This window comes from Streptomyces sp. NPDC020362 (assembly GCF_040642095.1).
GTDB lineage: Bacteria > Actinomycetota > Actinomycetes > Streptomycetales > Streptomycetaceae > Streptomyces.
This window is the reverse complement of sequence record NZ_JBFAET010000163.1, coordinates 1-15,290: the sequence shown is the minus strand read 5'-3', so window position 1 is coordinate 15,290 and position 15,290 is coordinate 1. Positions and strand designations below refer to the sequence as shown.

Annotated in this window: 15 protein-coding genes and 2 pseudogenes; 9 read left to right on the top strand and 8 right to left on the bottom strand. The window is 72.6% G+C overall.

Annotated features, from left to right (window positions below; all coding sequences use genetic code 11):
* Both AB0H32_RS36585 and AB0H32_RS36580 read right to left on the bottom strand, forming a co-directional pair.
* Window positions 1–271 (bottom strand): annotated as a pseudogene (locus AB0H32_RS36585) (dioxygenase); the annotation flags it as partial.
* 67 nt (window positions 272–338) lie between these two features.
* Complete coding sequence (locus AB0H32_RS36580) at window positions 339–1,253, bottom strand: LysR substrate-binding domain-containing protein (RefSeq protein WP_361130077.1); 915 nt, start codon at window positions 1,251–1,253, stop codon at window positions 339–341.
* 111 nt (window positions 1,254–1,364) lie between these two features.
* Here AB0H32_RS36580 and mgrA point away from each other — a divergent pair, with 111 nt between their 5' ends.
* Window positions 1,365–2,357 (top strand): L-glyceraldehyde 3-phosphate reductase, encoded by a 993-nt coding sequence (gene mgrA, locus AB0H32_RS36575; RefSeq protein WP_361130074.1) that lies wholly within the window; start codon window positions 1,365–1,367, stop codon window positions 2,355–2,357.
* Between the two features lie 39 nt (window positions 2,358–2,396).
* Here the strand turns inward: mgrA and AB0H32_RS36570 are convergent, their stop codons facing one another.
* On the bottom strand, window positions 2,397–3,380 hold the full coding sequence (locus AB0H32_RS36570; RefSeq protein ID WP_361130097.1) for an oxidoreductase: 984 nt from the start codon (window positions 3,378–3,380) through the stop codon (window positions 2,397–2,399).
* A 100-nt stretch (window positions 3,381–3,480) separates the two neighbouring features.
* On the opposite strand from AB0H32_RS36570, the gene AB0H32_RS36565 reads away from it, so the two are divergent.
* On the top strand, window positions 3,481–4,398 hold the full coding sequence (locus AB0H32_RS36565) for an AraC family transcriptional regulator (RefSeq protein WP_361130071.1): 918 nt from the start codon (window positions 3,481–3,483) through the stop codon (window positions 4,396–4,398).
* On the opposite strand, the gene AB0H32_RS36560 is transcribed toward AB0H32_RS36565, so the two are convergent.
* Together AB0H32_RS36560 and AB0H32_RS36555 are read right to left on the bottom strand one after the other, a co-directional pair.
* Window positions 4,388–4,711 carry a DUF1905 domain-containing protein gene (locus tag AB0H32_RS36560; protein WP_361130069.1) on the bottom strand — a complete coding sequence of 108 codons (324 nt, stop codon included), beginning with the start codon at window positions 4,709–4,711 and terminating at the stop codon, window positions 4,388–4,390. The two genes, AB0H32_RS36565 and AB0H32_RS36560, sit on opposite strands and share 11 nt — an antisense overlap.
* Window positions 4,712–4,818: 107 nt before the next feature.
* A complete protein-coding gene (locus AB0H32_RS36555) occupies window positions 4,819–5,199 on the bottom strand; it encodes a nuclear transport factor 2 family protein (protein WP_361130066.1) in 381 nt (126 codons plus the stop codon).
* A gap of 315 nt (window positions 5,200–5,514) precedes the next feature.
* Between AB0H32_RS36555 and AB0H32_RS36550 the strand changes: the two genes are divergently transcribed.
* The 4 genes from AB0H32_RS36550 to AB0H32_RS36535 all read left to right on the top strand — a co-directional run bounded on the left by AB0H32_RS36550 (window position 5,515) and on the right by AB0H32_RS36535 (window position 10,007).
* The gene (locus tag AB0H32_RS36550) at window positions 5,515–5,925 is read left to right on the top strand and encodes a hypothetical protein (RefSeq protein WP_361130063.1); all 411 of its coding nucleotides are present in this window, start codon (window positions 5,515–5,517) and stop codon (window positions 5,923–5,925) included.
* An 85-nt stretch (window positions 5,926–6,010) separates the two neighbouring features.
* Window positions 6,011–8,350, top strand: a complete 2,340-nt coding sequence (locus AB0H32_RS36545) for an FHA domain-containing protein (protein WP_361130060.1) — start codon at window positions 6,011–6,013, stop codon at window positions 8,348–8,350.
* Window positions 8,351–8,358: 8 nt separating this feature from the next.
* Window positions 8,359–8,919, top strand: coding sequence for a hypothetical protein (locus AB0H32_RS36540; protein WP_361130057.1), 561 nt, complete (start codon window positions 8,359–8,361; stop codon window positions 8,917–8,919).
* Window positions 8,919–10,007, top strand: a complete 1,089-nt coding sequence (locus AB0H32_RS36535) for a serine/threonine-protein kinase (RefSeq protein ID WP_361130054.1) — start codon at window positions 8,919–8,921, stop codon at window positions 10,005–10,007. Before AB0H32_RS36540 ends, AB0H32_RS36535 begins: the two co-directional genes overlap by 1 nt.
* A gap of 82 nt (window positions 10,008–10,089) precedes the next feature.
* Here the strand turns inward: AB0H32_RS36535 and AB0H32_RS36530 are convergent, their stop codons facing one another.
* Window positions 10,090–11,358 (bottom strand): streptophobe family protein, encoded by a 1,269-nt coding sequence (locus tag AB0H32_RS36530; RefSeq protein WP_361130051.1) that lies wholly within the window; start codon window positions 11,356–11,358, stop codon window positions 10,090–10,092.
* Between the two features lie 170 nt (window positions 11,359–11,528).
* Here AB0H32_RS36530 and AB0H32_RS36525 point away from each other — a divergent pair, with 170 nt between their 5' ends.
* Both AB0H32_RS36525 and AB0H32_RS36520 read left to right on the top strand, forming a co-directional pair.
* Window positions 11,529–12,962, top strand: a complete 1,434-nt coding sequence (locus AB0H32_RS36525; RefSeq protein WP_361130048.1) for a DUF6777 domain-containing protein — start codon at window positions 11,529–11,531, stop codon at window positions 12,960–12,962.
* Window positions 12,963–13,073: 111 nt separating this feature from the next.
* Complete coding sequence (locus AB0H32_RS36520) at window positions 13,074–13,526, top strand: ATP-binding protein (RefSeq protein ID WP_361130046.1); 453 nt, start codon at window positions 13,074–13,076, stop codon at window positions 13,524–13,526.
* Window positions 13,527–13,616: 90 nt separating this feature from the next.
* On the opposite strand, the gene AB0H32_RS36515 is transcribed toward AB0H32_RS36520, so the two are convergent.
* Window positions 13,617–14,504, bottom strand: a complete 888-nt coding sequence (locus tag AB0H32_RS36515; RefSeq protein ID WP_361130043.1) for an RNA polymerase sigma factor SigF — start codon at window positions 14,502–14,504, stop codon at window positions 13,617–13,619.
* A gap of 232 nt (window positions 14,505–14,736) precedes the next feature.
* Between AB0H32_RS36515 and AB0H32_RS36510 the strand changes: the two genes are divergently transcribed.
* The gene (locus tag AB0H32_RS36510) at window positions 14,737–15,129 is read left to right on the top strand and encodes a helix-turn-helix transcriptional regulator (protein ID WP_361130040.1); all 393 of its coding nucleotides are present in this window, start codon (window positions 14,737–14,739) and stop codon (window positions 15,127–15,129) included.
* Window positions 15,130–15,136: 7 nt separating this feature from the next.
* Here the strand turns inward: AB0H32_RS36510 and AB0H32_RS36505 are convergent.
* Window positions 15,137–15,290: pseudogene (locus AB0H32_RS36505) on the bottom strand (epoxide hydrolase); the annotation flags it as partial.

The following is a 15,290-nucleotide window of genomic DNA, read 5'->3' as shown; positions in this document are numbered from 1 at the left end:
GGCCGAGGAGGTTGGGGCCGTTGCGCAGGAAGCGGCCGCTCAGCCCGCGCGGGATGCGGCCGGTGACCGGCAGGTCGAACGCCGTCAGCTCCTCGGTGACCGGCTCGAACGCCCCCTCCAGAAAGGGAAAGCGACGTCCCGTCGCGGCCCGTCCCGTCGCAGCCCGTGCCGTCCGGGCCGAGGCCTGGTGTTCCGCCGTCCCGGCGAGCGCGCCCGCCGCCGCGAGCCCGGCCGCACCCCGCAGCACCGTCCGCCGTGTGTGTTCCGCCATCGTCCGTTCTCCTGATCGCCGTCGATGTGGCTGACGGTCACGAGTCTGCGGCGGCGGACGGCGGGAATCAGGAGGCCTGGGACCCGTCCAGGGGTGGTGCCAGACCCCCTGTTTCGAGGAGCGTGACCAGCGCGCGGGCGGCGGGGCTGGTGGCCCGCTCCGGCGGCAGCAGGGCCACGGTCTCGTACTCCGCCTCGCCCGTGCCCTTCAGCGGAAGTGCCGTGAGCGAGGGCCGCTTGTGCCGGAAGTGCCGCGGTACGACGGCCACGCCGAGGTTCTCGTCGACCAGGTCGAGCAGGCTGTGCACGTCGTTCACCTCCAGGGAGACCGTGCGCCGGACGCCGGTCGCGGCGAAGGCGGCGTCGGTGGTGCGGCGCGGACCCCAGTCCGGGTGGAAGTCCACGAAGACCTCCCCGGCCAGGTCCGGCGGTGCGAGCACCGCGTCCGCCGAGGCGAGCCGGTGGCTCGGGTGGCACAGGACGGTCATCGGCTCGCTGGTCAGCGGGACCGAGCGCAGCTGGTCGCTGTCCGCCTGGGTGCGGTAGGCGAAGGCCAGGTCCAGCCGCCCCGCCGTGACCTCCTCGGCCAGGGCGCCCGAACCGGCCTGCCGCAGCCGGATCTCCACGTCCGGGTGGCGCCGCCGGAAGGCGGCCAGCAGCCGCGCCACATGCACCCCGGCGATGCACTGCTCGGTGCCGAGCGCCAGCGTGCCGCGCAGCACGCCCTGCACCGCGGCCACCGCCTCGTGCGCCGACCGCACCTGTGCGAGGATCCGCTCGGCCTCCACCAGTAGCGCGCGCCCCGCCTCGGTGAGCGTCACCCGCCGGGTGGTCCGCACGAACAGCGGCGCCCGCAGCTCCCGTTCCAGGGCCCGGATGGAGGCGGACAGGCCGGACTGGGAGACCATCAGGCGTTCGGCCGCCCGGGTGAAGTGCTGGTCCTCGGCGACCGCGATGAAGTGCTGGAGGTGGCGCAGTTCCATGATTGAGAAGCCTAGCCGCACAATTCCATCGGATTCTCCTGTTGGACCGCTGCGTGCGGCGCGCGGAAGAGTGGCACCGGTAGATCGTGTGCCAACCCCTCTGGAGTCGCGTTGTACACCGCACACCCCGACCGTTACGCCGACATGCCCTACCGGCGCACCGGACGCAGCGGCCTGAAGCTCCCCGCGCTGTCGCTCGGCCTGTGGCACAACTTCGGGCCCGACCGGCCCGTCGAGACCCAGCGCGCCATCCTGCGCCGCGCCTTCGACCTCGGCATCACCCACTTCGACCTGGCCAACAACTACGGCCCGCCGCCCGGCGCCGCCGAGTCCGCGCTCGGCGAGGCCCTGAAGGCCGACTTCACTCCGTACCGCGACGAACTGGTCATCTCCACCAAGGCCGGCTACCTGATGTGGCCCGGCCCGTACGGCGAATGGGGCTCGCGCAAGTACCTGCTGTCCTCGCTCGACCAGAGCCTGAAGCGGATGGGGCTGGACCACGTCGACATCTTCTACTCGCACCGCTTCGACCCGGACACTCCGCTGGAGGAGACGATGGGCGCCCTGCACACCGCCGTCCAGCAGGGCAAGGCGCTCTACGCCGGCGTCTCCAACTACTCGGCGGAGCAGACCCGCGAAGCCGCCCGTGTCCTCGGCGAGCTCGGCACCCCGCTCCTCATCCACCAGCCGCGCTACTCGATGCTCGACCGGCGCCCCGAGGACGAGGGCCTGCTGGACGCCCTGGACGAACTGCAGGCCGGCTCCATCGTGTACTCCCCGCTGGAGCAGGGCCTGCTCACCGGCCGCTACCTCGACGGCATCCCGGAAGGCTCCCGGGCCGCGAGCGACAGCCCCTTCCTGAACTCGGACGCCGTCACCGAGGACCTGGTCGGCCGGCTGCGTGCCCTGGACGAGATCGCCACGTCCCGCGGTCAGACCCTGGCCCAGCTGGCCCTGGCCTGGGTGCTGCGCGGCGGCCGGGTCACCTCCGCCCTCGTCGGCGCGAGCAGCCCGCAGCAGATCGAGGACAGCGTCGGCGCGATCCGCAACCTCGACTTCGAGGACGAGGAGCTGGCGCGGATCGACGCGATCGTGAAGGGCTGAGCACGCGCGGCGGGTGAGTGCCGGGCCGTGCGCCGCAGGTCAGGCCGTGAGCCGTTCGCTGACCTCCCAGAGGCGGGCCGCCTCCTGCGGGTCGACGGCGTACGGCAGCACGCCGGGCAGACCCGATCCCGCCCTCCACGCGGCTTCCTGCTCGGCGCTCACCAGGGGGCTGATGTCGCAGTTCTCGCAGTAGACGCCGCCGAGGCCGTCGAGCTGCGGGCTGGTGGCGCACCACACCCCGGTCGCCGCTCCCTGTGGGACGGTCTTCTGCTGCCGGGCGGGGTCTCGCACCGGGCGGCCCTCCTCGTCGACGGCACCGGCCGCCCGCAGGGCCTCCTCGGAGAGGTGCTTGGCGAGACCGGTGTCGACGATCTGGCCGGGGTGCACGGCGAAGGCCCGTACGCCCTCCGCCCGGCCCCGCCGGTCCAGTTCGACGGCGAAGAGCGCGTTGGCGGTCTTCGACTGGCCGTAGGCGAGGAACGGCTCGTAGGCCCGGTGCTCGAAGTGCAGGTCGTCGAAGACGACGGGCGAGAAGCGGATGCCCCGCGAGGACACCGGGACCACCCGGGCCCCGCGGGCCGCGACCAGGGCGGGCCACAGCCGGGCCACGAGCCGGAAGTGGCCGAGGTGGTTCGTGGCGAACTGCGACTCGTGGCCACGCGCGTCCCGCCCGAGCGGAGTCGCCATGATCCCTGCGCTGTTCACCAGGATGTGCAGCGGGCGCCCGGAGGCCAGGAAGCTCTCCGCGAAGGCGTCGACGGACGCCGGGTCCATCAGGTCCATCGGCTCGACCTCGACGCCGCCGGTCTCCTTCAGCGCGGTACGGGCCCGCTCCGGGTCCCTGGCCGGTACGACGACCTCGGCGCCCGCGGCCCGCAGGACGCGGCTCGTCTCCAGGCCGATGCCCGAGTAGCCGCCGGTGACGATCGCGACCCTGCCGGTCAGGTCGATGCCCTTGATCACGTCCTCGGCGGTGGACGCGGCGCCGAAGCCGGAGTACAGGGGCTGCTGTGGGGTGGTCATGGTGGGTGTCTCCTCGCTGTGAGCCATGAGAGCACCGTAGATCCGCCGATCCGAACGATGAATGCTTGAGAGTGCGCACTACTTGCGCGATAGTTCGAGTATGTTCGCCGATCCTCTCTCCGACGCCCTGGCCGTCGCCGACGCGCGCGGGGTCTTCTCCGGCGGTTTCACCGCCGGCGGGCGCTGGGCGATCCGTCTGCGGGGGCGCGACAAGCTCAAGGTGAACGTCCTGGCGCGGGGCGGCTGTCTGCTCGTGGCCGAGGGCGGCGCCGAACCCGTAGCCCTGTCGGAGGGCGACATAGTCGTCTCCGACGGGCGGCGGCCGTACGTCCTGTGCAGCGAGCCCGGAGTCGAGCCGGTCGACCCGGCGGACGTCGCCGTGGACCCGGGCACCCGCATGGGAGCGATCGGCCGGGGAGAGGAGGTGGTGTGCGTCTCCGGGCACATCGACCTCGGCCGGGACGGCGGCGACCTGCTGCGCCGGGCCCTGCCCGAGCTGATCCACGTGCGGTCCGCCGAGGCCGAGGCGCCGGTGCTGCGCTGGCTCACCGCACAGCTGATGCAGGAGATGGCCGCAGGCCGGGCCGGTTCCGCCTTCTCCTCGGACCATCTGGCCCAGTTGATGTTCGTCCAGGTACTGCGCGCCTGCCTCAACGAGGCCGCGGGGCTTCCGGCCGGCTGGCTGCGGGCGCTGGCGGACGAGCGGCTGGCTCCCGCCCTGCGCCTGATGCACGCCGACCCGGCTCACCCCTGGCAGCTGGAGGAACTCGCGCGGGCCGCCGCGATGTCCCGGACCACCTTCGCCGTGCGCTTCAAGGAGGCCGCCGGGGTTCCGCCCCTCGCCTATCTGCAGAACTGGCGCATGAGCCTGGCCGCCCGCGCCCTCAGACAGGACTCCACCCCGGTCGCGGCACTGGCCCGCTCGGTCGGCTACACCTCCGAGAGCGCCTTCAGCAACGCCTTCAAACGCAGCGTCGGCGTCGGGCCCCGCCGCTACCGGGAGACGGTCAGGAGCTGAGCCGCTCCTCGAGGCGCACCGTCACCGTGTCGCCCTCGCCCTTGCCGATCGCCCTGCGCACCTCGGCCTTCACGGGCAGCTTGTGCGTGCCGTCGCCCAGCGCCATGAAGGAACCGACGAAAGGATGTCCGTCGGCGGTGCCCCGGATCCTGACCAGTCCGCGGGTGCCGAAGAATTCCGCGGACCGTGGCCAGACCACATACGTCCAGCCGCCTTCCGCCGGGCTTTTGCGCAGAACCGCGGTGAATTCCTCGTCCACTTTCTGTGCGGTGCCCGTGCCGTTCGTGTTCGTGTTCGTGCCGGCGGTGTTCATGATGGTCTCCGCTCGCGGTGATCTTTTGCGGGCCGCCCGGGAATCCGTGTCCCGGTCCTTTCCCTCCTTGACCGCCGCGAGCGGAAAAACTCATCGCGGTCCCGGCCTCAGGCGCCCGGCAGCCGGTCAAGGAAGCCCAGCACCTGCCGGATGCGGCCCTCGCCGTCCAGCGTGATCACGTCGGACCCGGCCACCGGAGCCGAGCCGTCCGCCTCGTTCACCAGCTCCCAGGAGAAGCGCGCGATGTCGTGGTGTCCGTCCACCGCGCCCGAGAGACGGAACGCGAACCCCGGGAACTGCTCGTGGGCCGCGGCGATCACGGCCGCGATCTGCTCGTGCCCGCGGACGTCGGCGAGCGGGTCGGTGTAGCTGCCGTCCGTGGTCCAGGCCGCGGCGACGGCCTTCGCCAGGGCCTCCGGCTCGGTGGCGTTCCAGGCCTCGAAGTAACGGGCGACGGGGCTCTCGTAACCCTCGGTGCTCACGGTCATGGCGAATCAGCCTCCATCGAGGTCGTATCTGCTGGGCGGGAGCCGGATCCGGGTGTTCGCCGATCCGGTGTGACCACCATGCCGGTCGAATGAGGGGCGGGTCGATTACCTCCCGGGTCATGCCACGGGCGCCGCGCACCCGGCGCATTTTTGGCCAGAACGGGCGCGGAATATGCCAAGAGACTGGCCGGAAAGACATGGTGACAGTGTTTCGGGAGTGGCGATACTCAAACGCCAGGGGCACTTCACCGCACAGGACCCGCACGAGAGCGAGGGCCCGGCCGGCACGTCAGCGATGCGTTCGGGGGAGTGATCGTGCACGACGAATTCCTGTGCCATGTCACCGCGTACGGCATGTGCGGCGGCCGGCGCATCGGCGTACCGCTCGGCACCTATCGCGCGCCGACACTGGCGCTGGCTCTGTGGTGGCTGCGGGACCGGGCGTCCTGGATCGCCGAGCGGCTCGACCCGAGCCCGCAGGACCCCGCCTTCCCGGCCGGCGCGCTCGCCCCGGTCGCGGACTCGGTGGCCGACGTCCCCGCACTGCTGCGCGCCTGGTGCGCCGATGCCGACGGGCAGGAGCTGGTCGCGGAGGAACTGGCCGGCGGCCGACTGGTGCGGGTCGCCGCCAGCGACGACACCACCGAGTACGAACTGCTCGCCGAGTCCGTCGACGCACTGCGCATGCAGCGCACCCTCCCGGCGCTCGTCGTACCCGTCGCCTGACACGTGCCGCCACGGACATCGCGCAGGGCCCCGACCGGACCGGTCAAGCAGGCGCACATGTGAGCGAATCGGTAGAATTATGACCATGGCGGAGCGACCGGTCGCCCCGACGGCGCCCGAACTCGTTCTGGAGACCGACACGGGCTCCACGGTGATGAACCCGGGCCACGACTACCACGTCGGGCGTGATCCGCTGAGCGACATCGTGCTCGACGACGCAAGGGTCTCGTGGCACCACGCGGTGCTGCGCTGCGACCACGACCGCTGGATGCTCGAAGACGCACAGAGCACCAACGGCACCTACGCCGACGGCCGTCGCATCGAGGCGTGGGACGTCCGCCCCGGCAGCGTCATCCGCTTCGGCAACCCCGCCGACGGGCCCCGCGCCGTCCTCACCGGGGCCACCGAGGCCGCCCCCGGACATCCCTCGGCCGTCTCGCGTCCCGAACTGACCGGCACCTACTGCCGCCCGAGCCGGGTGCGGCCGCTGCCCACGCGCACGATCCGCATCGGCCGGGCCGCCGACAACGACCTCGTCGTCGACGACCTGACGGTCTCCCGCCACCACGCCGAACTGCGCGCCCGCGCCGACGGCGGCTACGAGATCGTCGACCTCGGCAGCCACAACGGCACCTACCTCGACGGGCGTCCCGTCACCCGCGCCCCCGCAGGCCCCGGAGACATCGTCGGCATCGGCCACGTCACGTACTGCCTGGTCGGCGACGAACTCCAGGAGTATGTCGACACCGGGGAGATCTCCCTCGACGTCCAGGACCTCACGGTCGCCGTCGACCGCGGCGACAAGGTCCTGCTCGACCACGTCTCCTTCCCGGTGGGGGAGAAGTGCCTGCTCGCCGTCGTCGGACCGAGCGGGGCCGGCAAGTCCACGCTGCTCAACGCTCTGACCGGACAGCGGCCCGCCGACCACGGCACCGTCCTGTACGACGGCCGTGACCTGTACCGCGACTACGCCGAACTGCGGCGGCGCATCGGCCTGGTCCCGCAGGACGACATCCTGCACCCCCAGCTCACCGTGCGCGCCGCCCTCTCCTACGCCGCCGAACTGCGCTTCCCCGAGGACACGGAGAACACCGAACGGCAGGCCCGGGTGGAGGAGGTGATCCGGGAACTGGGGCTCGAAGAACGCGCCGGACAACCCGTGCACACTCTCTCCGGCGGCCAGCGCAAACGGGTCAGCGTCGCCATGGAACTGCTGACCAAGCCGTCGCTGCTCTTCCTGGACGAGCCGACCTCCGGTCTCGACCCCGGCATGGACCGCTCCGTGATGCACATGCTGCGCGGGCTCGCCGACGACGGCCGCACCGTCATCGTGGTCACGCACAGCGTCCTCAGTCTCGGCGTCTGCGACCGTCTCCTGGTCCTCGCCCCCGGAGGCCGGATCGCGTTCTACGGCCGGCCCGACGACGCCCTCGCCTTCTTCGGCTTCGAGCAGTGGCCGGAAGCCTTCGAGGCCTTCGACCACGTCCAGGACCGGGACTGGGCGGGGGAATACCGCGACTCGCCGTTCCACCGGCACTACGTCACCGAGGCCACCACCCAGCCCCGGCGCCCGGAGTCCGCACCGGCCGCGCCCGCGCCCCCGCTCCGCCCGCGCAGCCCGGCCGCCCAGCTGCGCACCCTGGTCCGCCGCTACACGGCCGTCCTCGCCGCCGACCGCACCTTCCTCGTCGTCATGGTCGCCCTGCCGTTCGTGATGGGAGCCATGGCCCGGGCCCTCGCGGGCGGGAAGCTGACCCAGGACACGGCGATGAACGCGCTGCTCATCCTCTGCGTCGGCGGCGTGCTCACCGGCGCGGCCAACGCGGTGCGCGAACTCGTCAAGGAGCGCGCGGTCTACCGGCGCGAACGCGCCGTCGGCCTGTCCAGACCGGCGTACCTGATGTCCAAGGTGGTGGTGCTGGGCACCATCACGGTCGCCCAGGCCGTCGTCCTCACCCTGGTCGCCCTGGCCGGCGTCGACCTCGACGCGCCCGGCGGCAGCGGCGTCGTGCTCCCTCCCCTGCTCGAGATCACCCTGGCCGTCGCCCTGCTGGCGTTCGCGGCCATGATGCTCGGGCTGCTGGTCTCGGCCCTCGTGCGCAAGGAGGAGGTGACGATGCCGCTGCTGGTGCTGCTCGCCGTCGTCCAGGTCGTCTTCTGCGGCGCGCTGCTCCCGCTGAACGGCGTGCCCGTCCTCGAACAGCTCTCCTGGCTGGTGCCCTCCCGCTGGGCGCTCGGCGCCATGGCCGCCACCATCGGGCTGGCCCGGATCGTGCCCGGCGACCTGACCTCCGACCCCCTGTTCCGGCACTCGACGGGCGTCTGGCTGCTCAACCTGGCCATGCTGCCGGTGCTGTCCGTCGGCTACGGCCTGCTGGTCGCCCGGCTGCTGCGCCGGCAGGAACCCGCCGTGATGCGGAAGTAGGCGCTGCGATGTCGAAACCGACGAACCCGGAGACGTCCGCATTCCGGCCCACGCACGTCGTCCCGCCCCACGGCATGCCCGCCTGGGAGGCCCCGGACGCCGACCGGCCCACGGTTCCCCTCGACGGGCTGCTGCCCGTGGAGCTGGTGGAGCGGAGCGGCGACTGGGGACACATCCGCTGCGCCAACGACTGGGCCGCCTGGGTCGACGCCCGGCATCTGGTCGCCGTGCCCCAGGACCCGCCAGCCGCCGGGGGCGCGCCCGCCGCGGCCGCCGACCCGCGCCACCTGCTCGCCGCCGCCGCCGAGGCCCTGGCCGGCTACCGGTCGGCGGTGGAGGACCTGGCGGCGGGCGGCCTGGACGGGCAGACGTTCCAGGACCGTACCCGCGAACTGCGGATCGGCATCGTGGTCGACGGCGAGTCCATGTGGCTGTACGACCCGGACGAGGGCCGCTGGCTGTACGGCGACGGGAGGCACCTGAGCACCTACGCCACCGACCGGACGGCGTCGGGCGAGGACGCCGGGCACGCCCCCACCCGGTACGTGGCCTCCCAGGGTGAGCCCTGATGGCGCGCCCGGGCGGCCTGTCGCTGACCAGTCCCGCGGAACTGATCGGGTGCGAGGTGGCGAACTACCGGGTCGAGAGCGAGATCGGCCGCGGCGGCATGGCGGTCGTCTACCGCGCCCGCGATCTGCGCCTCGACCGCACCGTCGCCCTCAAGCTGCTCGCCCCGGAACTCGCCCGCAACGACACCTTCCGGCAGCGTTTCACGCAGGAGTCCCGGGTCGCCGCCTCGATCGACCATCCGCACATCGTGCCCGTCTTCGAGGCCGGCGAGACGGAGGGCGTGCTCTACATCGCCATGCGGTACGTCCCCGGCAGCGATCTGCGCCGCCTCCTCGACGAGCACGGGCCGCTGCCCTTCGAGGCCGCCGTGCGCATCGCCGCCCAGGTGGCCTCCGCGCTCGACGCCGCCCACGAACACGGTCTGGTCCACCGGGACGTCAAGCCCGGCAATGTCCTGGTCGCCCGGGGCACGGACAGCGACCACCCCGAGCACGTGTACCTCACCGACTTCGGCCTGACGAAGAAGTCGCTGTCCCTGACCGGCTTCACCAGCGTCGGCCAGTTCGTCGGCACTCTCGACTACGTGGCCCCGGAACAGATCTCCGGCCGGCCCGTCGACGGCCGCTGCGATGTCTACGGCCTCGCCTGCGTCGTCTACGAGACCCTGGCCGGGCGCCCGCCCTTCCAGCGCGAGGACGACATGGCTCTGCTGTGGGCCCATCAGTACGACGAGCCGCCCCCGCCGAGCGGATCGCGCGCCGACCTTCCCGCAGGTGCCGACGCGGTCTTCGCCAAGGCTCTCGCCAAGAGCCCGGACGCCCGCTACGACACCTGTCTCGGCTTCGTCGGCGCTCTGCGCGGCCGGCCGGCCGATGTCCTGGGCGGCAGCCGCCGGGCGGACGCCGTCGGTGACAGCCGCTCGGTCGATGCCCTGGGGGACAGCCGCTCGGCGGACGCCGTCGGTGACAGCCGCCCGGCCGACGCCCTCGGTGACAGCCGTCCGGTCCCGGCCCCGGAGCCGGACACCGCAACCGCGGCCGGACCGCCCCCGGAGCCACCGCGGTGGGCCGAACCCGTCTTCCGCTAGGGCGTCCCTCTCTTCTGCCAGGGCCTCCCGCGCTCTCTGCCTGCGCGCCCCGGCCGCTCTGTCAGGGCGTCTCGTGCCTTTGTCAGGACGTCCCCACCCCTGCCCGCCGCCGCAGGGGCCGGGCCAGCAGTGCGCCCAGGAAGCCGGCGGCCAGGCCCCACAGTGCGCCCAGGCTCACCGCCTGCCACAGCCGGGGCTGGAGGAACACCTCCCCGGACAGCCCGCCGCCCAGGTCGCCGATGCCGAGCAGGGAGAGGCCGTAGTGTGCCGAGATCCGGCACAGCAGACAGACCATGAACACCGTCAGGGCCAGCGCGACGCCCAGGCGCAGCGCGTGCTGCCAGGCTCGGATGCGGGCCGGGGAACGCGCCGCCATGGCGAGGGCGACGGCCAGGACCAGCACCACGTCCGCGACCAGCAGCCACCACATCCTGCCGTCGTGGGCGGTGAGTGTGCGCAGGTTCAGCGTGGCGACGCCGGGGGTGCGCAGGATCTCGTCCAGCGCATGGGGCATCGGCAGGCCGAAGGGGCCGTCCACCCGCCCGTGCCAGGTGGCCCCCTGGCCGAGGGTGAGGGCGAGCCAGGCCAGGTTGGGCAGACCGAGCAGGATCACCGCGAACGTCTCGGCGGGGTGCCCGCGCGTCGCCACCGACACCAGCGCGACGACAAGGCCCAGGGCCACGTAACCGAGCAGCAGCACGACCATGGCACGGGCCGCCGGGCGCACCGACTCGTGCCGGCCGAGCAGCCGCCGCGGCAGAGGCGCCCCGGGCGCGACGAGCAGGGCGAGCACCAGCACCCCGGCCAGCCACAGCAGCCCGAACAGCACGGTCAGCGGCACGTCCGTGGTGAACCCGATCCTCGGCGCGGCGTCGAACAGGTCGGTGAGATCGCTGAGCGTGCCGTTGCCCACGTCGACGGCGAAGCTCTGCCGGGCGGCCGGCGCCAGCCCGATCAGCGCGCACAGCCACAGCACCGCGATCCGGGCGGCCCAGCCGGCCAGCTCCCGGGCCGAGGCGACCGCCCGGTGCCGCAGCGGCCGCAGGAATCCCGCGCCGATCACCAGCGCACCGGCGAGGGTCACCGACAGGGGCAGCACCGAGAGACCCGCACGGGTCCGCGCCAGTGCTCCCGCGTTCCCGGAGAGTTCCAGCGTGCCGCCGACCGCCGTCACCACGGTCGCCACCACCACCCGGGGGAACGCGCCGTCCGGCAGATCCGCCGCCCCGGCCGCCCACAGCCCCAGCGCGGCGAGCGTCGCCATGACGGCCAGCCCGGTCAGCACCGTGGCCCCCGCCTGCGTCCAGCCGGGGCGGGTGAGGGGCTGCGCGGCGGCGGTCGGAGGGCTCACCCCTGCCACGCTAGGCAGCGGCCCGGCAGCCCGCCCGCCGGGTGGGCCGTCTGCGTCGGCTTGCGAGCCGCACGGGAGCCGAGCACACAATGGGCTCGTTGTGCATGAAATGCCCATGAAGCGGGACTTTCTCTGATATAAGCCGCGAACCGCGACGGGAAGAAGGGCTCGTGAGCGTCGAACCTCCGTCCTCCGGCCACCCGACCGGGCCGCCCTCCGGCCCCCTGTCGGGACCCTCCCAGCCCCCCGCCGAACCCCCCTCGCCCCCGCCCCCACCGGGCGGCGGTTCCGGAGCCGGCCATGGTTCCGGAGCCGGGCGCGGTTCCGGAGGCGGTCCCGGCGGGCCGCACCCCCCGTGGTGGAGGTCCGCACCCCGAATAGCCGCCCTCACCGCCGTCGTGGTCGCCGCCGTCGTCGTGGCGCTGGTCCTCACCCGCCCCGGGGGCGGTGGGTCCGCCAAGGGCGGCGAGGTCTTCCTGCAGGCCGCGGGCAATGCCGGCCCCGACCCCTTCACCGAGTCGACCGCGACGACGCAATCCGCCCCGGCGACGACGTCCTCCCCGTCCGTCTCCGCCGCGCCGGGCAACGAGGTGCGCGGAGTCCAGGGCGGTGCGCCCGGTCTCTACAGCGGCATCCGGAACAGCCCCAGCTGCGACGTCGAGAAACAGATCAAGGCTCTTCAGGCCGACCCGGCGAAGAACCGTGCGTACGCTGCCCAGGTCGGCATCCAGCCCGCCGCGGTCCCCGCCTATCTGCGGTCGCTGACCGCGGTGACGCTGCGCGTGGACACCCGCGTCACCAACCACGGCTACCGCAACGGCGCCGCCACCAGCTTCCAGTCCGTCCTCCAGGCGGGTACCGCCGTCCTCGTCGACGGGCGCGGCGTGCCCCGGGCGCGCTGCGTCTGCGGCAACCCGCTGACCCCGCCGGTCGCCCAGAGCGGCACCCCGCGGCTGACGGGGGACCGCTGGGCGTCGTACCGGCCCTCGACCACCGTCGTGGTGGCGCCCGCGCCGACGATCGTCAACGTCTTCGTGATCTACGACTCCGACCATGGCGGCTGGTTCCACCGCCACCGCGGCGACGACACCGGCCGCCGTGACCAGCCGGCGAAGCCCCCGAAGCACCCGGCCCCCTGGAACCGGCCGCTCCCCTGCGCGTCCGTGCCGGGCACGACCGGGACGCCGGGCGCCTCCGTGGTGCCCTGCCCGTCGGCGTCGGCATCGAGCAGCCCTTCCAAGGGCTCTTCCTCGTCCCCGTCCTCCTCCTCGTCGTCTGCCTCGTCCTCGTCCTCTTCTTCGTCCTCTTCTTCGTCCTCGAAGTCTTCGCCGCCCTCGTCCTCCGAGTCCTCGTCCTCCGCCTCGCAGTCGCCGTCGTCGAAGACCCCGTCGTCCGAGTCGCCGTCCTCACCGTCGCCGTCCAAGGAGACCTCCGGCTCGACGTCACCGTCCTCGGAGTCCTCCTCGAAGCCGTCCTCGGCCTCCTCCGCGGAGTCCTCCAAGACGCAGTCCCCGTCCGGCTCCTCCGCGTCCACACAGTCCAGTGGGCCGGCGGCGACCTCCAGCGCCCAGGTGCCGCCGAGCCCGGCATCGCCCGGGACATGATCCCGTTTGTGCGCGGTGGGCGAACGCCTGCGGGGACTGCCCGGCCCGGCTCGGGGTACGAGGACTGGTGCACCATCGATCGAGCGGACCCGGCTTCCGAGAGAGACACGCATGACCGAGCACCTGGGCGGGGCAGTGATACCGACTGGTTTCGACGTACCCGTGGAGCCGCTGCGATGCGCGGCGCACTACACCGGCGAACCCGGATGCATCGCCGAGGCCCGGGCTTTTGCAGCCCGGTTCCTGCAGCGGCTGCGGACCGAGTGGTGTGCCGTCATCGACAGCCGTGCCGACGGTGAGCTGCTGCTCGTCGTGAGCGAGCTGGTCACCAACGCCGACCAGCACAGCAGCGGCCCGTACATCCTGGAACTGGAAGGCACGGACAGCACGGTGAACGTGGCCGTATACGACAGCAGCGTGGCCCTGCCCCGCCGGTTCCCGAAGAACCCCGAACGCGTCGGCCACCACGGCCTGGAGATCGTCCACGCGCTGGCCGCCGAAGTGACCGTCGAGCGGGTTCCGGTGGGCAAGCGCGTGTGCGCACGGCTTCCGCTGAAGGCCTGAGCCCCTTCGCCGCCGAGGGCGGGCCCGGGCCCTCCGAGGGGGCCTCGCCTTCAGAGGGTGGGCCTCGCGCTCAGAGGGTGGGCCCGGGCCTCAGGCGCAGCCGAGTTCGCCCAGCATGCCCCGGCGCAGCCGCGTGATGATCTGCTTGATCAGCCGGGAGACGTGCATCTGGGAGCAGCCGAGCCGCTCCCCGATCTCCGCCTGGGTGGCCTCCTCGACGAACCGCAGGTGGATGATCCGGCGGTCGCGGTCACTCAGCTCGGCCATGAGCGGAGCGAGTGCGTGGAAGTCCTCGACGAGCCGCAGCCCCTCCTCCTCCACGCCGATGAAGTCGGCGAGCACCGCCTCGCCATCCTCGGGGCCGTCTCCGTTGAGCGCCGCGTCCAGGGACGCGGAGTTGTACCCGTTGGAGGCGAGCTGGCCCTCGACCACCTCGTCCTCGGGGATGTTCATGAGCGTGGCCAGCTCGGCGACCGTCGGATCCCGGTCCAGTCGGCTGGACAGCTCCTCACGCGCCTTGGCCAGTTCCACGCGCAGCTCCTGCAGTCGCCGCGGCACGTGCACCGCCCAGGTGGTGTCCCGGAAGAACCGCTTGATCTCGCCCATGACGTACGGCAGCGCGAAGGAGGTGAACTCGACCTCGCGCGACAGCTCGAAACGGTCGATGGCCTTGATCAGACCGATCATGCCGGTCTGGACGACGTCCTCCATGTCGTCGCCGCGGCCCCGGAACCGTCCGGCCGCGAAGCGCACGAGTGACATGTTCATCTCGATGAGGGTGTTGCGCGCGTACTGGTGCTCGTGCGTTCCCTCCTCCAGCTCGGTGAGCCGCCGGAAGAACTGGCGGGACAGCTCCCGCGCGTCGCGCGGCGCGACGGATGCCGGGTCCTCGATGCCGGGCAGTGCTGCCTCGCCCGTCCTGTCCTGCTCGGTCCTGCCGACGACCTCTGCTTCCGACCGGATCCCGGCGGTGCCCATTGCCTCTCCCCTGAACGTGACGGTTCGACGGCTGCCGTTGTCTCTGTGTGTCCCGTCCCTGTCCGGAACGGCTTCCACCGAGTACCCGGCATCCGGGCTTCCATGCCTGCCCGCTGCGTCGCTAGCTCGGCGCTTACCCGCGGTGACGCGACGCATGCGCCCCTCGGCCACGGCTGGCGGGAAATCGGCGTTGTCCGGACATGAGTGCGACGGCCGCGCCTAGGCTGACGGGGTGAGCAACAAGGTGAGCGACGAAGCCCGTGTGATCCCGCTGTGCCCGGAGCCGGCCCGGCCCGACGCCCCCGATTCCGCACCCAGGGAGCCCCTTTGGCGGGATCTGGTCGGTGATGTGCTGCGCAGGGAGAGGCAGGCGCAGGAGCGCACGCTGCGGGACGTGGCCGACGCGGCCCGGATCTCGCTGCCCTACCTGTCCGAGATCGAACGCGGCCGCAAGGAGGCCTCCTCCGAGGTCCTCGCGGCCGCCGCCCACGCCCTGGGCCTCGGCCTCGGCGACCTGCTGTCGCTCACGCAGAGCGAGTTGACCCGGCAGAGCGCCGCTGCCCGCCGTACGGCCGCGGCACCGCAGCACCGCAGGCCGTACAACGGGCTGTGCCTGGCGGCCTGAGGAGCCGTCAGCCGACGCCCTTCTCGCGCAGCTGCCGGAAGAAGGCCCGGACATCGCCGACCAGCAGGTCCGGTTCCTCCATCGCCGCGAAGTGCCCGCCCCGGTCGAACTCCGTCCAGCGGACGATGTTCTCCGTGCGCTCCGCCCTGCGCCGCAGCGGG